The 18325-nt window shown below is 50.1% G+C and carries 17 protein-coding genes and 1 pseudogene; 15 read left to right on the forward strand and 3 right to left on the reverse strand.

Going from position 1 to position 18325, the window contains the following annotated elements; translation table 11 throughout:
- Positions 1-79 precede the first annotated feature (79 nt).
- The 12 genes and pseudogenes from QZ176_RS04940 (at position 80) to QZ176_RS04995 (ending at position 11600) form a co-directional block, all read left to right on the forward strand.
- Positions 80-1249: a peptidoglycan DD-metalloendopeptidase family protein gene (locus tag QZ176_RS04940; protein ID WP_295151601.1), complete on the forward strand. Its 1170-nt coding sequence runs from the start codon at positions 80-82 to the stop codon at positions 1247-1249.
- 8 nt (positions 1250-1257) lie between these two features.
- Complete coding sequence (gene mgtE, locus QZ176_RS04945; protein ID WP_295151603.1) at positions 1258-2637, forward strand: magnesium transporter; 1380 nt, start codon at positions 1258-1260, stop codon at positions 2635-2637.
- Entirely contained in the window at positions 2622-3209 is a 588-nt protein-coding gene (locus QZ176_RS04950; protein ID WP_295151605.1) for an NUDIX hydrolase, read from the forward strand. Before mgtE ends, QZ176_RS04950 begins: the two co-directional genes overlap by 16 nt.
- 67 nt (positions 3210-3276) lie before the next feature.
- Positions 3277-4323 carry an alpha/beta fold hydrolase gene (locus QZ176_RS04955; protein WP_295151607.1) on the forward strand — a complete coding sequence of 349 codons (1047 nt, stop codon included), beginning with the start codon at positions 3277-3279 and terminating at the stop codon, positions 4321-4323.
- Positions 4324-4892: 569 nt separating this feature from the next.
- Positions 4893-5510: a TRIC cation channel family protein gene (locus QZ176_RS04960; RefSeq protein ID WP_295151609.1), complete on the forward strand. Its 618-nt coding sequence runs from the start codon at positions 4893-4895 to the stop codon at positions 5508-5510.
- Positions 5507-6676 (forward strand): acetylornithine transaminase, encoded by a 1170-nt coding sequence (locus QZ176_RS04965; protein WP_295151611.1) that lies wholly within the window; start codon positions 5507-5509, stop codon positions 6674-6676. The genes QZ176_RS04960 and QZ176_RS04965 overlap by 4 nt, the downstream gene beginning before the upstream one ends.
- Positions 6673-7764 carry an SAM-dependent methyltransferase gene (locus QZ176_RS04970; RefSeq protein ID WP_295151612.1) on the forward strand — a complete coding sequence of 364 codons (1092 nt, stop codon included), beginning with the start codon at positions 6673-6675 and terminating at the stop codon, positions 7762-7764. Before QZ176_RS04965 ends, QZ176_RS04970 begins: the two co-directional genes overlap by 4 nt.
- Positions 7764-8096, forward strand: coding sequence for a hypothetical protein (locus QZ176_RS04975; RefSeq protein WP_295151614.1), 333 nt, complete (start codon positions 7764-7766; stop codon positions 8094-8096). Before QZ176_RS04970 ends, QZ176_RS04975 begins: the two co-directional genes overlap by 1 nt.
- Positions 8089-8442 (forward strand): annotated as a pseudogene (locus QZ176_RS04980) (RsmD family RNA methyltransferase); the annotation flags it as partial. The gene QZ176_RS04975 and the pseudogene QZ176_RS04980, both read left to right, overlap by 8 nt.
- 369 nt (positions 8443-8811) lie before the next feature.
- Entirely contained in the window at positions 8812-9522 is a 711-nt protein-coding gene (locus QZ176_RS04985) for an RsmD family RNA methyltransferase (RefSeq protein WP_295151710.1), read from the forward strand.
- Positions 9519-10307, forward strand: a complete 789-nt coding sequence (locus tag QZ176_RS04990; protein WP_295151616.1) for a TIGR02757 family protein — start codon at positions 9519-9521, stop codon at positions 10305-10307. The genes QZ176_RS04985 and QZ176_RS04990 overlap by 4 nt, the downstream gene beginning before the upstream one ends.
- Positions 10308-10838: 531 nt before the next feature.
- The gene (locus QZ176_RS04995; RefSeq protein ID WP_295151618.1) at positions 10839-11600 is read left to right on the forward strand and encodes a TSUP family transporter; all 762 of its coding nucleotides are present in this window, start codon (positions 10839-10841) and stop codon (positions 11598-11600) included.
- Between the two features lie 450 nt (positions 11601-12050).
- On the opposite strand, the gene QZ176_RS05000 is transcribed toward QZ176_RS04995, so the two are convergent.
- Positions 12051-12353 (reverse strand): hypothetical protein, encoded by a 303-nt coding sequence (locus QZ176_RS05000; RefSeq protein WP_295151620.1) that lies wholly within the window; start codon positions 12351-12353, stop codon positions 12051-12053.
- Positions 12354-12957: 604 nt separating this feature from the next.
- Here QZ176_RS05000 and QZ176_RS05005 point away from each other — a divergent pair.
- The 3 genes from QZ176_RS05005 (at position 12958) to QZ176_RS05015 (ending at position 15297) form a co-directional block, all read left to right on the forward strand.
- Complete coding sequence (locus QZ176_RS05005; RefSeq protein WP_295151622.1) at positions 12958-13335, forward strand: RidA family protein; 378 nt, start codon at positions 12958-12960, stop codon at positions 13333-13335.
- A gap of 291 nt (positions 13336-13626) precedes the next feature.
- Complete coding sequence (locus QZ176_RS05010) at positions 13627-14247, forward strand: hypothetical protein (protein WP_295151624.1); 621 nt, start codon at positions 13627-13629, stop codon at positions 14245-14247.
- 33 nt (positions 14248-14280) lie between these two features.
- The gene (locus QZ176_RS05015; protein ID WP_295151625.1) at positions 14281-15297 is read left to right on the forward strand and encodes a hypothetical protein; all 1017 of its coding nucleotides are present in this window, start codon (positions 14281-14283) and stop codon (positions 15295-15297) included.
- Positions 15298-16039: 742 nt separating this feature from the next.
- Here QZ176_RS05015 and QZ176_RS05020 read toward each other — a convergent pair.
- Positions 16040-16726 (reverse strand): MOSC domain-containing protein, encoded by a 687-nt coding sequence (locus QZ176_RS05020; protein ID WP_295151627.1) that lies wholly within the window; start codon positions 16724-16726, stop codon positions 16040-16042.
- Positions 16727-16872: 146 nt separating this feature from the next.
- Positions 16873-18285 (reverse strand): alanine/glycine:cation symporter family protein, encoded by a 1413-nt coding sequence (locus QZ176_RS05025; protein WP_295151629.1) that lies wholly within the window; start codon positions 18283-18285, stop codon positions 16873-16875.
- Positions 18286-18325: the final 40 nt, after the last annotated feature.

Here is an 18325-nt window from a genome sequence, read left to right on the forward strand (position 1 = left end):
AAATTCCACGGTATTTACGAAATATAAGCGTTTTTTCGTTACAATCCCGCCTTAAAATAATATTTCAAAGCGGTTTTATATGACTAGAATTTTTATATTGCTTTTTCTGTGGATAGGCGTAGTTTTTGCGAACAACCCCAGCGTAGAGAAGTTTGCCTGGCCCGATGGCGTGAGTCTGCTGCAATTTATGGAAACCGCGGGCATCCCCGCATCTGTATATTACGACCTGGATAAAGAGGATCAGGAGCTTGCCGCCGAGGTGCGCGCGGGCGTGGAGTGTCAAATTTTGCGTGATCCAGCAGGTCGCGTCTCCCAGCTGCTAATTCCCGTCAGCGAGGAGCTTCAGATCCACATTTACCGCGATAAATTCGGCACTTTTAGATTTGTTTATACTCCGATAGTTTATGAGGAAAACAGCTACTCTTTAGGAATTCAGATCGAAAGCTCGCCCTATCAAGACATTATCAAAGCTACGGGCAATGCGGCTTTAGCGAATGAGTTTATGCTTGTTTTTAAAAACGAGGTAAATTTTAAAAAGCTGCAAAAAGGCGATCGGCTCGTGATCCTGTACGAGCAAAAGACGCGCCTTGGCAAGCCTTTTGGCGGAGTAAATATCACCGCAGGAATGATCGAGGAAAATAAAAAGCCCAGATCGCTTTATTTCTTCGACGATAAATACTACGACCGAAGCGGAAAAAAGGTCGAATCTTTTCTACTTATCACGCCGCTTGTTTATACTAGAATTTCATCCTATTTTACCCCAAAAAGATTTCATCCGATTTTAAAGCGCTATCGCGCGCATCTGGGTGTGGATTACGCAGCTCCCAAAGGCACTAGGGTAAATGCCGCAGGGGCGGGCAAGATTAGCTTTGTAGGGCGTAAAAACGGCTACGGCAATACCGTAGAGATCAACCACGGCGGCGGCATTAGCACGCTTTATGCACATCTTAGCGGCTTTGCTAGCGGCACAAAAGTAGGCGTTAGCGTCAAGCAAGGTCAATTAATCGCCTACGTGGGCTCGACCGGGCTTAGTTCGGGACCGCATCTGCACTTCGGACTTTATAAAAATAAGCAGGCGATAGATCCGCTTAAGGTAGTCAAGATTGAAAAAACTAACGTTATAAGCGCCGAAGAGCTTAAATTTAAAGCCCTTGTCAAAGATATGGACGCTAGAATGGCTGTGGCTAAAGACGGCTCGAAAAACCCTGCTAAATTTGAAAATTACGAGTCGCTTATCACGATAAATTAAGGTCAAAAATGGAAAATAAAGAGCAGCTAGATGACGTCGAGGAAGCCAAAGCGCTCCTTGATGCGCACTTGGACGATACGCTTGAGCATGAGCTGAGTGCCGCCGATCTTACAGAGCATTTAAAAACTCTAAAAAAGCATGACGAAGAAAAATACGTAGAATTCTTAAAAAAGCTAGATCCTGAGGATCTTGCCGATGCTGCGCTTGAGATGCCCGAGCATATGCTCGAAGATGTCATCGAAACTCTGCCTCACGAAAAGATCGTCGAAGCGATCGAGGAGCTCGAAAGCGACGATCAGGCGGAGCTTTTGCAAAATATCGGCGAAATCGACGAGGACAAGGCCGAGCAGATTTTCTATGGGCTTGACGAGGACGATCGCCACGACATTCTTACTATCTCCAAATATAGCGAAGATGAGGCGGGCGCGTATATGCAGACTGAGGTCTTTAGCGCGAGGCAGGATCAGACCCTGGGGCAGGCGGTCGAGATGCTGCGCGTTATGCGCGAAAAGGACGAGATCGAAAACGTCTTTCAGCTCTTCGTGCTCGATAAAAAGGGGCATCTGCTTACTACCTTTTCGACGTCCGATCTGATTTTATACGATTTTTCGCTCACGTTGGAAGAAATTTCACAAAAATTCGGCGCCGAAAATAAAATCCACTTCGCCACCGATACCGATAAGATCGACGACGTAATCAAGGATTTTGAGGAGTTCGACCTTAACGTCATCCCCGTAGTCGATGCTAACGGCGTGCTCATCGGACGTATCACCGCCGATGATATCCACGATCTCATCCAAGAGCGCGCCACCGAGCAAATTTACAATCTCGCGGGCGTCGATGACGAAGCGGAAGACGACGAGACTACGATCTTTAAGGCGGGACGCGCGCGCGCTGTGTGGCTAGCGGTAAATTTATGCACGGCGATCGTAAGCTCCACGATCATTGGGCTTTTTGACGCCACTATCGAAAAGCTGGTCGCGCTCGCCGTGCTTATGCCAATAGTCGCCTCCATGGGCGGTAACACCGGCACGCAGGCGCTTACGGTAACCGTGCGCCGCCTAGCCCTGGGCGAGATAGCGTTTAAAGACAAAAAGCAGGTTCTCTTTCGCGAGATCACGATCGCTTTTATAAACGGCCTCATTTTTGCCACGCTGATGGGGTTTGTGGCGTATTTTTGGTTCGGCATTAAGCTTTTGGGGTTGGTGATTGCGATGTCGATGGTGCTAAATTTAACGCTCGCGGGGCTTTTCGGCGCCGTCATTCCGATCACGCTTAAAAAATTAAATATCGATCCCGCCGTCGGCAGCTCCGTGCTGCTTACCACGGTAACTGACATCGTGGGATTTTTTAGCTTTTTAGGACTTGCGACATGGATACTACTATAAAAAATTTTAAAATTTCCGAGCTTAAAAGCTCGAATTTCGTTAAACCCTTTCGCTTAAATTTTGAAATAGACGGCGTAGCGCGCGCGTGGGACTGCGTCAAAGTGCACGATAGCGTCTCGATTTTGCTTTATCATACGCAGCGCGACGCGCTTTTGCTCGTCAAGCAGTTTCGCCCCAGCGTGTGGTTTTATCAAGAGGAAAATTTAATAAATTCGCCCGAGAAGGGCTACACCTATGAGCTTTGCGCGGGCATTTTGGACAAGGGCATTAGCGAGGAGCAAACGGCGATCGAAGAGGTGCTCGAAGAGACGGGATACGCCGTGAAGGATCTGAAATTTATCACGAGCTACTACAGCGCCCTGGGCTTTGCGGCAAACCGTCAAATTTTATACTTCGCGCGTATCGACGAATCGATGAAGCTAGGTCGCGGCGGCGGCGTGGACGGCGAGAAGATCGAGCTTTTCTATCTGCCCGCAGCCAAGGCGCGAGAGTTTATGTTTGATGAAAAGATCGTGCGCGCGCCGGGGCTGATCTTGGCGTTTCAATGGTTTTTGAGCGAGTTTAAAGCTTAGCGGCGAGAGGGAATTTCGCGTGCCTCCGTGCGTTTTTGCGTCTCGGTTTTAAATTTAAAGGACGGCGATGAGGGTTTTACTTAGGCTGTGCATTATCGCGGCGTGTGTTTATATCTGCGTGCTAGCGGGACTTTATATCTTTCAGGAACGGCTGATATTTTTGGGCGAGCCGCTGGATAAAAACTTCAAATTTAGCTTTGAAAATTCCGAATTTGCAGGACTGGTGAACGCGCCCGAGAGCGGCGCGCATTTAGATATGCAGGCGTCCGCTACGCAAAATAGCGCCTCTACGAAGAGTGGCGCGGATGAAAGCGCTTCCGCAGCGAGCGACACAAAAGAAAGCGGCGCAGCAGCGGGCGAGATCAAAAACAAAAACACTCAAACTAGCGCCGAGCGCGTCGGCGAAAATACCGCTCAGGACGTCGCAGCGGGCAATAACACAAACTCCGCTGCAATAAAATTTCAAGAGATCAATATCCCGTTTGAGGGCGGGTTGATAAACGGGCTGAAATTTAGTGCGGCAGAGCCTAAGGGCGCGATTTTGTTCTTTCACGGCAACTTCGGCGACGTGAGCGGCTGGGGCGCATACGGCGCGGATTTTGCGGCTTTGGGATACGATTTTTATATTTTCGATTACCCGGGCTACGGCAAATCGGACGGCAAAATTTCATCGCAGCAGCAGCTTTTTGCGAGCGCAGATGCGATGAGCCGCTACGTTTTAGCGCAGCATTCGCCAAGAAAGCTCACGATGATCGGCTACTCGATCGGAAGCGGTATCGCAGCACAGCAGGCTGCGAAGTGGGACGCGGCGCGGCTGATCTTGCTCGCGCCATATTTTAGCTTCGAGCGGCTTGCGCACGAAAAAGCCCCCTTCGTGCCGAAATTTTTGATCCGTTATAAGATTCCGACCGCGGAATTTTTGCAAGCGGCACGCGGCACTCAGATCACGCTCATCCACGGAGCCGCAGATGAGCTGATACCGGTGCATCACTCGTATGATCTTGCGGGATCTCTTAAGGCGGACGATCTATTTTATGAAATACCAGACGCGCGGCATAATGGACTGCTGGCAATGCCCCGTATTTGGGAAATTTTAAAAGAGAGGCTGCGCTAATCTAGCGGAGCTCGGCGTAAAATTCCACGCAGAATTCGACCGCTAAATTTTAAAATTTTACGTAGAATTCTACGCGGGCTCGGTCTCCGTAAAATCGCATGAAATTTTATAGCGGCAAAACACGGCGCCAAAAACGAGGCGCAATTTCAAATCAAAATTTATGTGCCGTTGGCGTAAGCATAGAGCCGACTTTGTAGCGTTAAATTCTTCCTAGCGCGCAGATGCTGAAAATTTCAAACTAAAATTTGCGCCGGATCGCGACGCCGTATGTTTTAGCCGCTATAAAATTCTGTGAAATTTTATCTCCGCAGCCGTTTATAAATTTCAAGTCTAAATTTTATATTTGCGCCCTGACGGCGCCGTATTTTAGCCGCGTAGAATTTTGCCGCATAAAATACTGCCTAACAAAATTCTGCTGCGTAGATTTCAATTCACCGCGCTCAAATTTTATCCGCCGTTCTGAAATTTATCCCGCCGCGTCTAAATTTCTCCAGCCCGTCGCGCTTTACCGAAATTTATATTTAGTTGTTGTAAAATGCGTTTTTAAAAGGATTTTAGCGGGTTGTGATATGAGTATTTTAGAGCTTACGGAGTGCGTAGGCATCGCTTCGGCGGCGCTTAGCGGGTTTTTATTCGGCGTAAAGAAAGGCTGCGATTGGCTTGGGATCTTTATCGCGGCATTTTTGACCGCGCTTGGCGGCGGGATCATGCGCGACACCTTAGTAAGCCGCGAAATCTACTCGTTTACGCACTATGCGCCCGTAACGATCGTGCTTGCGGTAAGCGCCGTAGCCATTTTTGCCAAACTTTACGAGAACCGTGATTTGGAGGGTAAATTTTTATTTATTCTAACCGATGCGATCGATGTCGTAAGCTTTTCGATCGTGGGAGCGATGGTTGCGCTAAGCTATAATCATAACGTTTTTGGAGTGGTGCTGATTGCGTTTTGTAACGGCGTGGGCGGCGGCATCTTGCGCGATGTGCTGCTGAACGAAGTGCCGTGGTTTTTGCATACGGGGCTTTATGGCACGATAAGCATGGGCGTGGGCTTGATATATTTCGTGCTTGATGGATTGGGGCTTAGCGGCGTAGTTTCGGTGCTTATTTTGCTAGTTTTAGGGGTTGCGTTTCGCATGATGGCTTATTACAAATCTTGGCATCTGCCTAAAGTGGAGTATAAAAAATGAACTATTTGATGGATAATTTCGCGCGCGTAAACGTAGCGCTAGTAAGAGGCGAGGGCTCGATAGTCTATGACGAAACGGGTAAAGACTACGTGGATTTTGGCGCGGGTATCGGCGTAAACTGTCTAGGGCACGCAAACGAGATCGTCTTAGAAGCGATCGGCACGCAAGCCGCGCAGATCATCCACGGCTCAAATATCTATAGAATTCTGCCCCAAGAAGCCCTGGCTCAAAAGATTAGCGAGCTTTTAGGGTACCGTACATACGCGGTGTTTTGCAACTCGGGCGCGGAGGCTAACGAAGCGGCGATCAAAATGGCGCGCAAATACGGCACCGTAAACTTCCCTAATAAAAAATTTGAAATTCTAACTTTGCGAAATTCTTTCCACGGCCGCACGCTAGCGACGCTGCAAGCTACCGGGCAGGAGAAATTTCATCCGGAAATTTTCGCGCCCTATATGCCCGGATTTAAATTTTTCGACGATATCGAGGAGATCATCGCGCATATCGATGAAAACAGCGTCGCCGTGATGATCGAGCTAGTCCAGGGCGAGGGCGGCATTAAACCTCTGGATAAGGCTAGCGTGCAAAAGCTGGCGGCTGTTTTAAAAGAGAGAAAGCTGCTTTTAATCACCGACGAGGTGCAGTGCGGCGTATATCGCACGGGCGAGTTCGCGACGTCACAAATTTACGGCATCCGCCCCGACATCATCACCTTTGCCAAAGGTCTTGCGGGCGGCGTGCCGATCGGCGCGTGCGTGGCGCAGCAAAATATTTTCGCTCCGGGCGAGCACGGCAGCACCTTCGGCGGTAACTTTTTGGCGACCTCTACGGCGCTTGCGGTGCTTTCGCAGCTAGAGTTTTTAAAAGCGAGCGGCAAGCTTGATAAGACTATAAAAAGATTTATCAAAAAACTAGACGCCATCGCCGCAGACTATCCTAGCCTGATCGAAAAGCACGTGGGGCTCGGTCTGATGCAAGGCCTCGTGCTACGCGATGAAAAAAACTTGGGCGAGATCTTTAACAAAGCCCTGCAAAACGGACTTTTGATCCTAAAATCCGGCAAGCGCACCCTTAGATTTTTGCCTGCGCTAAATATCAAAAAACCGGAGATCAAAGAGGGCTTTGCGCGCCTACGCAAAAGCCTGGACGAGATAGTGCGGGCGTGAAATTTAGCGATTTTTTTGAGAGCTGGCTAAATGAGAGCTACTATGCAAATGCCGCTAAAATCGGCAAGAGCGGCGATTTTTACACCGCCGTGAGCGTAGGAAGCTTCTTTGGGATCTGCATCGCGCGCGAAATTTTACGCCTAAGCGCGGATTTTGGCGCGACGCAAGAGTTAAGCTTAGACGCGGCGGCAAGCTCGGGCGCATCGCGGCAAAACCTTGCGGCGAGCAAGCTAAATTTAGACGCTGCGCCTGCAAAAAAATCGCAAAATAGCGCCAAAATCGCTATCGTAGAGATCGGCTCGCACGACGGGCGGCTGCTTTGCGACATAGCGCAAGCTATCTTTACGCTGGGCGGTGCGGCGGCGCTTGATAAATTTAGCTTTGCGATTATCGAGCCGCACGAGCGCCTGCGCGAGCTACAGCGGGCGAGCTTTGCGGAGAGCTTCGGCGACGAAATCGCGCTAAAGCATTTCACAAGCGTGCACGAGGCGAAATTTAAAGATGCGATATTTGTGGCAAACGAGCTTTTCGACGCCTTTAAATGCGAGGCGGTGGACGGCGAAAATATGCTTTTTATAGAGAGCGGCGCGGCAAAATTTGCTCCCATAAAAGAACGTGAAATTTTGACCCTCGCGCGCAGATTCGGCATATCGCGCGGCGAAATCCCGGTCGGATACTTTCGCTTCGCCCGCGAAATTTGCGCCAGCGCGCAGCGGTTTTATTTCATAGCCTTCGATTACGGACAGATGGGCGCTAGCGGCGATTTTAGCCTGCGGATTTACCGAAACCACGAGGTTTTTAGCTTCTTTGAGGTGAAAAACTTGAGTGATTTTTACGGCAAGAGCGATCTTACCTACGACGTAAATTTTGAAATTTTGCGAGCGGCGTTTGAGGACGCGGGCGCCGTGACGACGGATTTTAAAAGACAGATCGCGGCTTTGATGGACTTCGGCGCGGTCCAGCTTTTAGAGCTTTTTATGCAAAAAAGCGGCGAGAAGGGCTATCAGAACGCGCTTTTGCAGTTTAATCACCTGCGCGCGGAGTTTGGCGAGAAGTTTAAGATGATAAAATTTAAAAAGGGGCTTTGATGAAAGCTTTTATCGATTGCGACTGCGAAATTTTACAAAAGACGCTGGAACTGTTTTTAAAAAGTCATGCTGCAAGTGCGCAGGATTGCGACTTTGTGATAAGCGACGAGCCGCGAAACTCGGCAAAACCGCTCTTTTTAATCGGCGAGGACGGAGATTTGGCGCTGCCGTTTTCAAAGCATACGCTGCTATCTAGGCTAGAGGATTTTCAAAGCTCGCTACGGGTGGATCTTGGCGGATACGATGCGGCGAGTGCGGAAGATGAAATTTGCGCGTTATTTGATGAGTTTAAGACAAGAATCATCGAAATTTTAAGAAGGCAAAATGGCTAAATTTTCCAAACCTGCCGACACGCTCTTTACGCAAATTTCAAGCGGCATCTATAAGGGCAAAAAGCTTTCCCTGCCCGCGCTTTCGAGCACGCGCAGCACGAAAAGCATCGTAAAAGGCTCGTTTTTCGATACGTGGCGGGCGGAGTTGCGCGGCGCGGTGTTTATCGAGTGCTTCGGCGGTAGCGGCGCGATGGCGCTTGAAGCGCTAAGCAACGGCGCAAAAAACGTTTATGCGATCGAAAAGGACGCTGCCGCGCATAAGATCATGCGGAAAAATTTCGAGCTTTTCGGGCTCGGCGCAAATGCGATTTTGGGCGATTGCTTCGAGCGACTGCCCGAAATTTTGCACGATCTGCAAGCGAATATGAATGGATGCTCGGACGCGAATTCGCCAAATTTGAGCGGCAAAAATTTAGACAAAAACCATGCCGCCACCTACCGCAAAAATTTAGACGGCGAAAAAGACGGCTGTCGCAAAAGCTTTAGTGGCGTAGAGCAGGGCGAGAACCCATACTGCGGCACGCAAAGCGGCGTGAAAAATTTGGCTAAATGCGGCATGCGAAGCGGTATATCGGACAGCGCGCAAAATGGCGCGCAAAGCGGCACAAATGGTGATTACGCAGGCGATGAGAGCTTTGGCGGTTGTGCCCAGATTGGCGATTATGCGAGCGCTTCTAGTATAAAATACTGCGTGAATTCGCTAGCCACGGACGCCATGAGCTTTAGCGAAAAGTTTGACGATAACCGCATTTCTCAATACGACGCGAGTGGCACCGAGACCGCTAATCGCAACGTAAATTTAAGCTCAAAATGCGGCGAAAGTTCTAATTTTGACGCAAATCGAGGTACGGGCTTAGGCGCGAGTTGCGAAGAGAAAGAAATTTTAAATTTAGGCGAAAATTTTAGCACTAGTTGCGGAGAAAGTTTATATTCAAGCGCAAATTTCATCTATGATTCAAGAAAAAATTCTGCTGAGAATTCTGACGGCAAATTTAGCCCCAAGTGCAGAGAAAATTCACGCCCAAACGTAAATTTAACCCGTGGTTCAGGAAAAAATTTCGCCGCCAACTCCCGTGAAAATTTAGCATGCGGTTTAGGCGAAAGCTCTACCGCAAACGATTTAGGCAAATGTTCTGCCGCAAATTTTAGCGAAAGCCATGCCGCAAATTCTAGTGAAAATTCCATCTCTGATCCCGCGCGCAGAGTGTTTGTATATCTGGACCCGCCGTTTGCGATCAGGCAGGGCTTTGGCGAGATTTACGAGCGAGTGCTGGCGCTGATAGCGCGCCTAGGCTCCGTGCAGTGTGAGCTGCTAATCGCGATCGAGCATATGAGCGAGCTTGAGCTGCCGCCTAAAATCGGCGATTTCACTCTGCTTAAATTGCGCAAATTCGGCGCTACGACGATGAGTTACTACGCAAAATGAAAAGCTTAAAACAAATTTTAGATTATTACGCCGATTTGAAAAATTGCGACGCGGATCTTTTCGGCGCGCCCGATCCGCTGCAGGTCGCAAAGGGACATCGAAACGACGTCGTAGCGCTCATCTGCGCGCTGTTTGCTTACGGGAGCGCGGCTCAAATTTTAAAATTCCTCCGCTCGCTTGATTTTTCGCTTTTAGACGGGAGCGATGAGCGCATTGGCGCGGAGCTTGCGGGCAAAAAATATAGATTTCAAAGCCCGCGCGACGTCGCTGAAATTTTTATAACTTTAAAGCGGCTTAAAAATAGCCTTAGCATCGAAGATAGCGTGCTTTGCGGCATGCAAAAAAGCGGACGGATCGAGGATGGGATAAATTTTTTAATCGGCGAGATTTACAGATTAAATCCCTACCGCAGCCCGGGATATGAGTTTTTTTTCGGGCGCGGCTTCGCGCAAAGGCCCACGTCGCCGTACAAGCGCTACAATCTTTTCCTGCGCTGGGCGGTGCGCGACAGCGACATCGATCTGGGGCTGTATAGAAAGATCGAAAAATCGCGCCTCCTCATCCCGCTCGATACCCATACGCATAAAGTTTCGCTTAAGCTTGGGCTGATCGATCGCAAGAGTTACGATTTTGAGGCGGTTTTGCAGCTTACACAAAGCTTAAGGCACTTCGATCCGAGCGATCCCATCAAATACGACTTCGCGCTGTATCGCCTCGGACAGAGCGGCGAGATAGATAAAATTTTGCCCGAACTAAGCGCGAGTTTAGATAAAACTGCGAAGTAAGTCGGCGGAATTTCTCGGTACGCGTGATGAAATTTTATGAAGTTTTAGTGCGGGTGTGCGGCGGAATTTTGCGCTGTGCTGCCGCATAAGTGGAGCTGGCTTTATGGATTTTGCCGCGCGCCTTAAGTACAACGCGCCGAAATTTCATAAAATTTTAGCAAGAGATCGCTTCATAAAATTCTGCAAATTTCACGGAGAGCCGCGCGAAATTTATAGGGCTATCTTGTAGAATTTGGGTAAAATTCCGTCGCTTTGCGTTATTAAAATTTTACGAAATTTTGCAGCTCGCGCACGACGCGATAAATTGCATGGAGCTAAAATGGCAATCGCGCGACAAATTTCGTAAAATTTAAGCGGGAGCCGTGCAGCAAAATCCGATATAATTCCGCGAAATTTTATAGGATTTCACGAAATTCTAGCAGGCGCTCGTATGCACTTTGCGGCGCATGAGCAGTTTTACGATCGTAATTGCGCGGAATTTTTCGCAGACACTCGCGGGTGCCGTCTGCGTAATTTGAGAAAAGGACAAAAATGGAGCTTGAGCTTTGGCAGTTCGTGGTGCTTTTTGCGGCAGCGTTTTTCGGCGGATTTATCGACTCGATCGCGGGCGGCGGCGGGCTGATCTCGCTGCCTGCGCTGCTTGCCGTGGGCGTTCCGCCGCATGTAGCGATCGCCACAAATAGATTTCAAGGCAGTTTCGGAAGCTTCACCGCCGCTTTAAATTTCATCCGCAAGGGCTACGTCGATGCGGCGGAGATCCTGCGCGGCGTGATTTTTACGTTCGTAGGCGGGCTAGTCGGCGCTTATGTCCTGCTTCTAATCGATGCGAAATTCCTAAACTACCTCATTCCGATCCTGCTGCTGGCGCTTTTCTTTTATATGATTTTTTCGCCAAACCTAGGCGAAGCGCCCGCAAGACCTAAGATGTCAAAAAATAGCTTTTACGCGATTTTTGGGCTTGTTTTGGGGTTTTATGATGGGTTTTTCGGTCCCGGTACAGGCTCGTTTTGGACGTTTGCGCTCGCAGGAATTTTGGGGCTTTATATGAAAAAGGCGGTCGCATACACGAAGGTTTTAAATTTCACCTCAAACATCGTCTCTTTAGGCGTTTTTATCATCGGCGGGCAAATTTTATGGCTCGTCGGAGCGGTGATGGCGGTCGGGCAGATCGCGGGCAGCTTCGCAGGCTCAAGCCTAGTAATGCGATGCGACGTAAAATTCGTGCGCAAGATGCTTCTGTTCGTCGTTGCCGCGACGATTTTAAAGCTGCTTTATGGACTGATTGCAAATTGATTACAGACCGGTTGAGGGCCGATCTCAGGCTAATTTCAAGCTAAAATCATAGAATTTTATACAGGATTTCGTATAAAATTTCGCGTAAAATTTTATGAGCTCTCGCTGATATGCTACGGCAGCGTCGATCTTACCGTAGCATTACACAGATTACACTGCGACGGAGCCGACTTTGCTACCGCGACAGCGCCGATCTTGCCGCCTCGATGGTGCTTAGTTTACTGCTGCGGCGTCGATTTTGCCGCAGTGTTGCGCCGAACTTACTGCGACACTGCCAATTTACTACTGCAGCGTCGATTATATCGTAGCTTCGCGCTGATCTTGTCGCGACTACGCTAATTTCCCGCTGCTGCGATGTTGATTCTATTGCCGTTGCGTCGGAGGTCTCGCTTGTCGCGAGGTCTTTGATTTTATTTTTTCGATATCGCTGATTTTGCTCCGCTACATCGACTACTTCGTTGCCGCGCTTGTTACTGCGAGGATTTTAATTGCATTGCGCGGTGTCGCACTGATTTTTTTATGACGGCGCTGTTCTTTCTGCTGCGATGGTGGCGATTTTGGCGTTGCTTTTACCGCCCCGTCGCCCGTATCACTACCGTGGGGAGCTTGATTTTGCTGTCGCGACATTGATGGTCTTGATGGTGCAAAGATTTGATTTGCTGCACAACGATGCCGATAAAGTTTCGTCCATTCGCATCGGTTAAATTTAGCCACACTGCCCGTATCTATTTCGTCGTATCGCCATGCATTCATGCGGTCTGTCCGCCGCCGATAGAGTCGTCGTATTGCCGAGCGCGCGGCGTTATCATGCCCGCATTGATGAAATTAATCGGATACCGTCGCGCACGCCTCTTTCCAGCTTACTCGCTTTTTAAAATACACGCCACCGTTAGCGAGCTGTTTTGCTCGCCCTGCGCTCGTGCCGACAGTTCAACCATTTGCTATGCAGATTCGCCGCCGTGCCCGTATAGATTAAATTTAGTCGCACTTTCACGCGCTGTTTTCTGCGCCCGTCAGCTTTTTAAATTTTGCCGTTTCGCCGCCACGGCTTGTTATTTCGCGCTAGCTTCTCGCATATTGTCCGCTGTATTTGTGCGATAAATTTAACCGTATTGCCGCACCTACCGTTTCACTCTGATATCGTAGGCGAAATTTTGCCTATCCATGCCATTTAAATTTGTCGCATTACTGCGTATCTGTTTCGCTTCGCCCGCCGAAATTTACCCGCCTCTTGCCGCCAATTAAATTTCCTCACACCCGCCACACTCGCAATCTCGCTCGCAAAATTCCGCCGCCTAAAGCAATGCTAAAATATTTTGCGATAAAATGGGCGAAATTTTTTACAAAGGATTTTTCTATGCAGATTATCTCGACTCCCGATGCGGCGCAGGCCATCGGACCGTACTCCCAGGCGATCAAGGCGGGCGGGCTCATCTTTACCTCGGGGCAGATCGCGCTTAAGCCCGACGGCGAGTTTGTCGCGGGCGGCGTGGAGGCGCAGGCAAGGCAGGTTTTGCAAAACCTCGCCGCGATCCTGAAAGAGGCGGGCGCGACGCTGCAAGATGCCGTCAAAACGACGATTTTTCTGGCCGATATGGGCGATTTTGCCGCGGTGAACGAGATATACGCAGCGGCGTTCGGCGAGCACAAGCCGGCTCGCAGCACGGTGCAGGTCGCCAAACTCCCCAAGGGGGCGCTTGTGGAGATCGAAGTAATAGCGCTGGCTAGGGCTTAGCGCTAAATTTAGATCGCTAGAACTCTGTCGGTTCGCGTTTGCGGTCAAAATTTATGCGCGGACCGCTTTAAATTTAAGCGGCTCGCTTTAGCCTTGAAGCTGCGCGAGCTTTTAAATTTAGATTCTCAAAGCCGCGCCAAAGGCCCGCGGGTTCATGCAAACAGCGCGTCTCGGTGCGCTAAGGCATCAAAATTTCTCGCTCAAAATAGGATCAAAATGATATAAAAGCTTATTCAAAAATCTAAAAATATCACGGCCGCGGGACGCAGCGACATAGAGCCCGCATGGATTGTGCAGGCGCAGCGGCGGCTCGGTTTCGCGCTGCCTGCGAACTACAAGCAGGTGCTGCTAAGATACGCTAGCGTGAGCGCGGCGGGGACGGAGCTAAAAACGATCGCGCCGCCCGAGTTTGCGGATAGTGCCGACGCCGACATCTGCTACACGTATGAGGTAAATCTAAAAAATGGCCTATTCGCCGCGGACGAGCTCGTATTTTTGCAGCTCGAGGACGAGGAGTATTATTTTAAAATTTCGCCCGCAAGCGACATAGCGGACGGCTCGTCTAATACGGCGCGTGGCAAGACGGCGGAGAGCATGAGCGGCGAAGCCGCGGGTGAGAAGGCGCGCGATACGGTAGCCGACGGTGCGGAAAATAGGGCATCTGGCGACGAAGCGCTCGCGGATAGATCGCTGGATGCGGCATGTGATATAAATGCCGAAGCAGCAGATGAAACGACGTGCAAAGCTGCAGGCGCGACAATGAGCGAGGCGGCAAGTAGAGCGACGAAAGAGATAACGAGCGAGCAGGCAGGCGACGCGCCGTGCGAATACCCCGTATATGTGCGCGACTACGCAGAGGGTGAGGATAGGCTTTTCGCGGACGATTTTTACGGGTTTTTGGAAAAATTTTAAGACGAAATTTAACGCAAAATCAGGAGAGGCGAAATGGGACTGTTTGACATCTTTAAAAATGATAAATTTGACGTCGACGTGCGCTCGGACGGCGTTTTTATCGGCGGCGTAAACTGCGAGTTTGATCTAGCTAAGTTTAACGAAGCCTTGGGCCAGCCGCGCGTGATCGATGACGGAGATGGCAAAAGCCGATATTTTTGGGATGAAGCGGGGATTTTCGCCTTCGTGCGCGCAGACAAGCTCGCAGAACCGAGGCTTTCCGAGATAGTTTTGATGCTTGAGGTCGCAAAGGGCGTGCAGCACGAGGTTCCGCACAAGCTCTACGGCGGCGCATTCACGCTTGAGGGCAGGCCACCGATTGAGGCCGTGCCGGAGCAGGAGCTGCGCGGCGCATATATATTTTTGGAGCTTAGCCTAGGCAAATTCGAAGTCTCGCTAGCTCTCGCCGAGGCTGTGCAGGAGCACATAGGTGCGATGGACTTCGCCGAGCGCTTCGCTAAGCGCGACACCGACGAGATCGCAGACATCGTGCGAGCTGCGAAAATGCCGATAGGGCGCGTCTGCATCAATCAGAAGGCGAAAAAGGCGAAGCGAAAACCGAGCGATAAATTTAAGCTTCCGCGCGCGGCTGGCGAGACGCTTCTGTTTAAAAATTTCAATTTCAAAATCGCCGTGATGAACGAGCTGATGTATGAAAAATCCCTGCTACAGCCCAAATTTGACGTGTTTGAGTACTGCGAAGAGCGAGGCATCGATCCGTACGCGGACTTCGGCGCGCTGCCGCAAGCCAAAAAGTGGTTCAAGGACTATCCGGTTCCCGCAGATTTGGCGGAGCAGGTGAGCGAGCTATATCTTGACGGCGGAAACGAAATTTACCTACAAATCGCGCCTGATTGGGACGGCGAAGATGAGCTTTTCGACATTAAAAACATTGACGCCGCCGAGCTTGCGCCCTTCATTAATCTTAAGAAAATCGAGACGACCGGCATCGGTATATCGAAAAAGGCGCGAAAAGCCTGCGCGGATGCGGGGATTACGGTAGTCGATTGAGTGTAGGAACAGACTTTGAGCTATACAGCGCGCGGTTTAAAAAGCTGAAGTAGGCTTTTAAACTGCGGTACGCGCTCTTAAAAGGTCGTAATTGTTACCGTGCCGCGCAAAATTCTACTTATAGCGAGCGCTATGAATGAGCTTTGAAAGGCGCTTGGCGAAGCATCTGACACATCTAATCTGGCGCGCGTTAAAAGCTTAGAGGAAGCCTATTTACAGCGTAAGAGCTGCGTCGCTGAATACGCTAGATGAGTGCGTCGCGCGAGTAAATAATTTTCTTTTTGGCTTTTATGGAAAATTCACTGCGCAGCAAGTGGGTTAAATTTACCGCTTTTAAATTTTAAAATTTACAAAGAGCGCGCGCGGCTTTTAATGTGCGATTAAATTTAGACTTCATAGCGGCTTAAATTCTAAGCGCAGTTAAATGCGTTTTTAATTCTGTTTGTAGCTGTATCATGTCATAAAATAGGGCAAGAGAACAGATCGCGTTTGCGCGCGTGTGGCGCGGATTAAATTAAAATTTCAGCTTTGAAATTTAGCCCGAATTTAAGGCTCGCACTTAAGAAGTGGTTTTGCGCGCTGATACCGAAAGCCTAGAAGATGTTTTAAATGCTCAAGTCTAGAAAGTATTTTGCAGGCGGTTCGCAAGAAAGTATTTTTGAAATCCGCACCCAGAGTGTATTAAAACTAACAGAACGCGGTTCTGCTTTGCTGTTCTAAAACGCCGCTTCGAGGCTAAATTTCATAGCCGCATAAAGCCGTCGTCGTAGCTGCCTTCTAGCTTGCGGCGCATATCCTCGCGCCATTTTGGCGTAAGCGTCGTAAGTAGGTTAAATTTTGCTAACAGCCCTTCATCGAGGCGATCGCCGTAAAATAGACGGTTAAGCTCCATCACGCTCATCATAGCGGGGTCGCGCTCTACGACGTAGATCTCGTCGCCTGCGCGGCACGAGCCAGCCTCCAGCACGCGGTAGTACCAGCCGGTAAGTCCGCTGCGCGCGATCTCCGCCGTCATCTCCGCGTTACCCCAGCGCATCGAGAGCTTGTAGCAGGGCTTGCGCGGCTGGCTTACTTGTAGCACCAGCGAGCCTATGCGGTGCACATCGCCGATGCAGACGTTTTGCTCGTGTAATCCGCTGATCGTGAGGTTTTCGCCCATTGCGCCGTAGGCTAGATTTTTAAGCCCCAAAAATCTCTCCCATGCGGCGTAATTTTGCAGCGAGTTGGCAAAAATCGCCTTCTCCTCTCCGCCGTGATGCAGCGTGTCAGCTACTGCGTCGCCCTCGAATCCAAGCTCATTCGCGCGCACTTCGCCCGCTCTAGCTTGCTTGAATATCGCCGTCTCCCAGCGCCTTTTTAGAGGCTGCGTAGCGCGCTCGTCGCCGTAAGTGCGCGGTTGCCCGGTCAGCAATGCCTTTAAAACGGGCATTTTTCGCTCCTTAAAATTTGCATGCGTTCTCCTTAAATCATAAAATTTAGGCTAGGATTTTAGCTTGAAAAGAATTTTAAAATTCTAAATTTTGCGGCGATTTTGCGCTAAATTCCAAGCGCGGGCTTGAAATTTAGGGCGCGGCGTTATTTGTAGTCGTTTGCGTCGTAGCTTTTGCCGTCGTTAAAGTCGCTCAAAAGCCGCACGACGACGGGGCTAAGCAGGATGATTGCGATTAAGTTGGGGATCACCATCAGTCCGTTAAACATATCGGCTAGCCCCCAGACTAGGTCGATCTTTTGCACGCTTCCTATGAATACGAATGCAACGACCAAAATTTGCAAGAGCTTGACGAATTTTGCGCCCAGGAGGTATCGCACGTTGATCTCGGCGAAGTAATACCAGCCCAAAATCGTGGTAAATGCGAAGAAAAACAGGCAGATCGCCACGAAGCCGTAGCCGCCGCTGCGACCCAAAATTTGCGATCCGAAGGCCTCCTGCACCAGCGAGATGCCCGAAAATACCGCCTTGCCGTTTTCGAAGGTGACTACGTCGGTGCTGAGTACGACGAAAACGGTGATGTTAAGCACGATGAATGTATCGACGAAAACGCCCATTATGCCGAGCACGGCTTGATCTACGGGGTGTTTGACGTTCGCCGCGGCGTGTGCGTGCGGCGTCGAGCCCATGCCGGCTTCGTTTGAAAAGAGTCCGCGCGCGATGCCGTATCTCATCGCAGTAGCGATCGTAGCGCCCGTAGCGCCGCCCCAGGCAGCGGATGGATCGAACGCGGCTTTGAATATCAACGCGATGACGGATGGAATTTTATCGAAATTTGAGCCGATGATGACGAGACCCACCAGCACGTAGCAGATCGCCATTATAGGCACGACCTTTTCGGCTACGCGCGCGATCGCTTTGACGCCGCCGAAAAAGATGACGCAGCAGATGAGCGCTAAGGTCGCGCCGCTCACCCACTTCGGAATCCCGAATGCGCCGCTAAAGCCGTCTGAGATGGAGTTTGCCTGCACCATATTACCCATGAAGCCTAAAGCAAAGATGATGGCTAGCGCAAAAAACGCCGCTAAAGGCTTGGCAAAGGGGCTTTTAAGTCCGCGGCTGATGTAAAACGCGGGCCCTCCGATCATATGTCCGCTATCGTCCTTGGTGCGGTAAATTTGAGCCAGGCAGATCTCTGCGAAATTCGTCGCCATGCCTAAAAACGCTGCGCACCACATCCAAAATATCGCACCCGGCCCGCCCATCACTAACGCGGTGCTGGCGCCTACCAGGTTGCCCGTACCGACCTGCGCCGCGATCGCCGTGGCGACGGCTTGGAACGAGCTCATGCCGCTTTTGCCCGCAGCCTCGCCGTGCAGGGAGAAGTTGCCGAAAAGCTTGTGCGCACCCATTCTAAATTTAAAAATTTGCACTAAATGCAAGCGTGCCGTAAAATACGCGCCGGTACCGCAAAGTAGGGCGATTAGAAAGTACGGACCCCACAAAAAGGAGTTGATTGCGTCAATTGTGGCAGTGAGTTTGTCGAAAAAATTTTGCATGATCTTTTCCGTGAATTTAAGATGCGAAAATATATTTTAA

This window comes from uncultured Campylobacter sp., from assembly GCF_905373215.1.
GTDB lineage: Bacteria > Campylobacterota > Campylobacteria > Campylobacterales > Campylobacteraceae > Campylobacter_B.

Bases quoted from the DNA above. Each gene is read 5' to 3' on its own strand.
- QZ176_RS04950 (WP_295151605.1), top strand. From the start codon at position 2,622: ATGGATACTACTATAAAAAATTTTAAAATTTCCGAGCTTAAAAGCTCG.
- QZ176_RS05025 (WP_295151629.1), bottom strand. From the start codon at position 18,285: ATGCAAAATTTTTTCGACAAACTCACTGCCACAATTGACGCAATCAAC.
- QZ176_RS04975 (WP_295151614.1), top strand. From the start codon at position 7,764: ATGAAAGCTTTTATCGATTGCGACTGCGAAATTTTACAAAAGACGCTG.
- QZ176_RS05000 (WP_295151620.1), bottom strand. From the start codon at position 12,353: ATGAATGCATGGCGATACGACGAAATAGATACGGGCAGTGTGGCTAAA.
- QZ176_RS04960 (WP_295151609.1), top strand. From the start codon at position 4,893: ATGAGTATTTTAGAGCTTACGGAGTGCGTAGGCATCGCTTCGGCGGCG.
- QZ176_RS05020 (WP_295151627.1), bottom strand. From the start codon at position 16,726: ATGCCCGTTTTAAAGGCATTGCTGACCGGGCAACCGCGCACTTACGGC.
- QZ176_RS04995 (WP_295151618.1), top strand. From the start codon at position 10,839: ATGGAGCTTGAGCTTTGGCAGTTCGTGGTGCTTTTTGCGGCAGCGTTT.
- QZ176_RS05005 (WP_295151622.1), top strand. From the start codon at position 12,958: ATGCAGATTATCTCGACTCCCGATGCGGCGCAGGCCATCGGACCGTAC.
- QZ176_RS04990 (WP_295151616.1), top strand. From the start codon at position 9,519: ATGAAAAGCTTAAAACAAATTTTAGATTATTACGCCGATTTGAAAAAT.
- QZ176_RS04955 (WP_295151607.1), top strand. From the start codon at position 3,277: ATGAGGGTTTTACTTAGGCTGTGCATTATCGCGGCGTGTGTTTATATC.
- mgtE (WP_295151603.1), top strand. From the start codon at position 1,258: ATGGAAAATAAAGAGCAGCTAGATGACGTCGAGGAAGCCAAAGCGCTC.
- QZ176_RS04985 (WP_295151710.1), top strand. From the start codon at position 8,812: ATGAGCTTTAGCGAAAAGTTTGACGATAACCGCATTTCTCAATACGAC.
- QZ176_RS04965 (WP_295151611.1), top strand. From the start codon at position 5,507: ATGAACTATTTGATGGATAATTTCGCGCGCGTAAACGTAGCGCTAGTA.
- QZ176_RS05015 (WP_295151625.1), top strand. From the start codon at position 14,281: ATGGGACTGTTTGACATCTTTAAAAATGATAAATTTGACGTCGACGTG.
- QZ176_RS04940 (WP_295151601.1), top strand. From the start codon at position 80: ATGACTAGAATTTTTATATTGCTTTTTCTGTGGATAGGCGTAGTTTTT.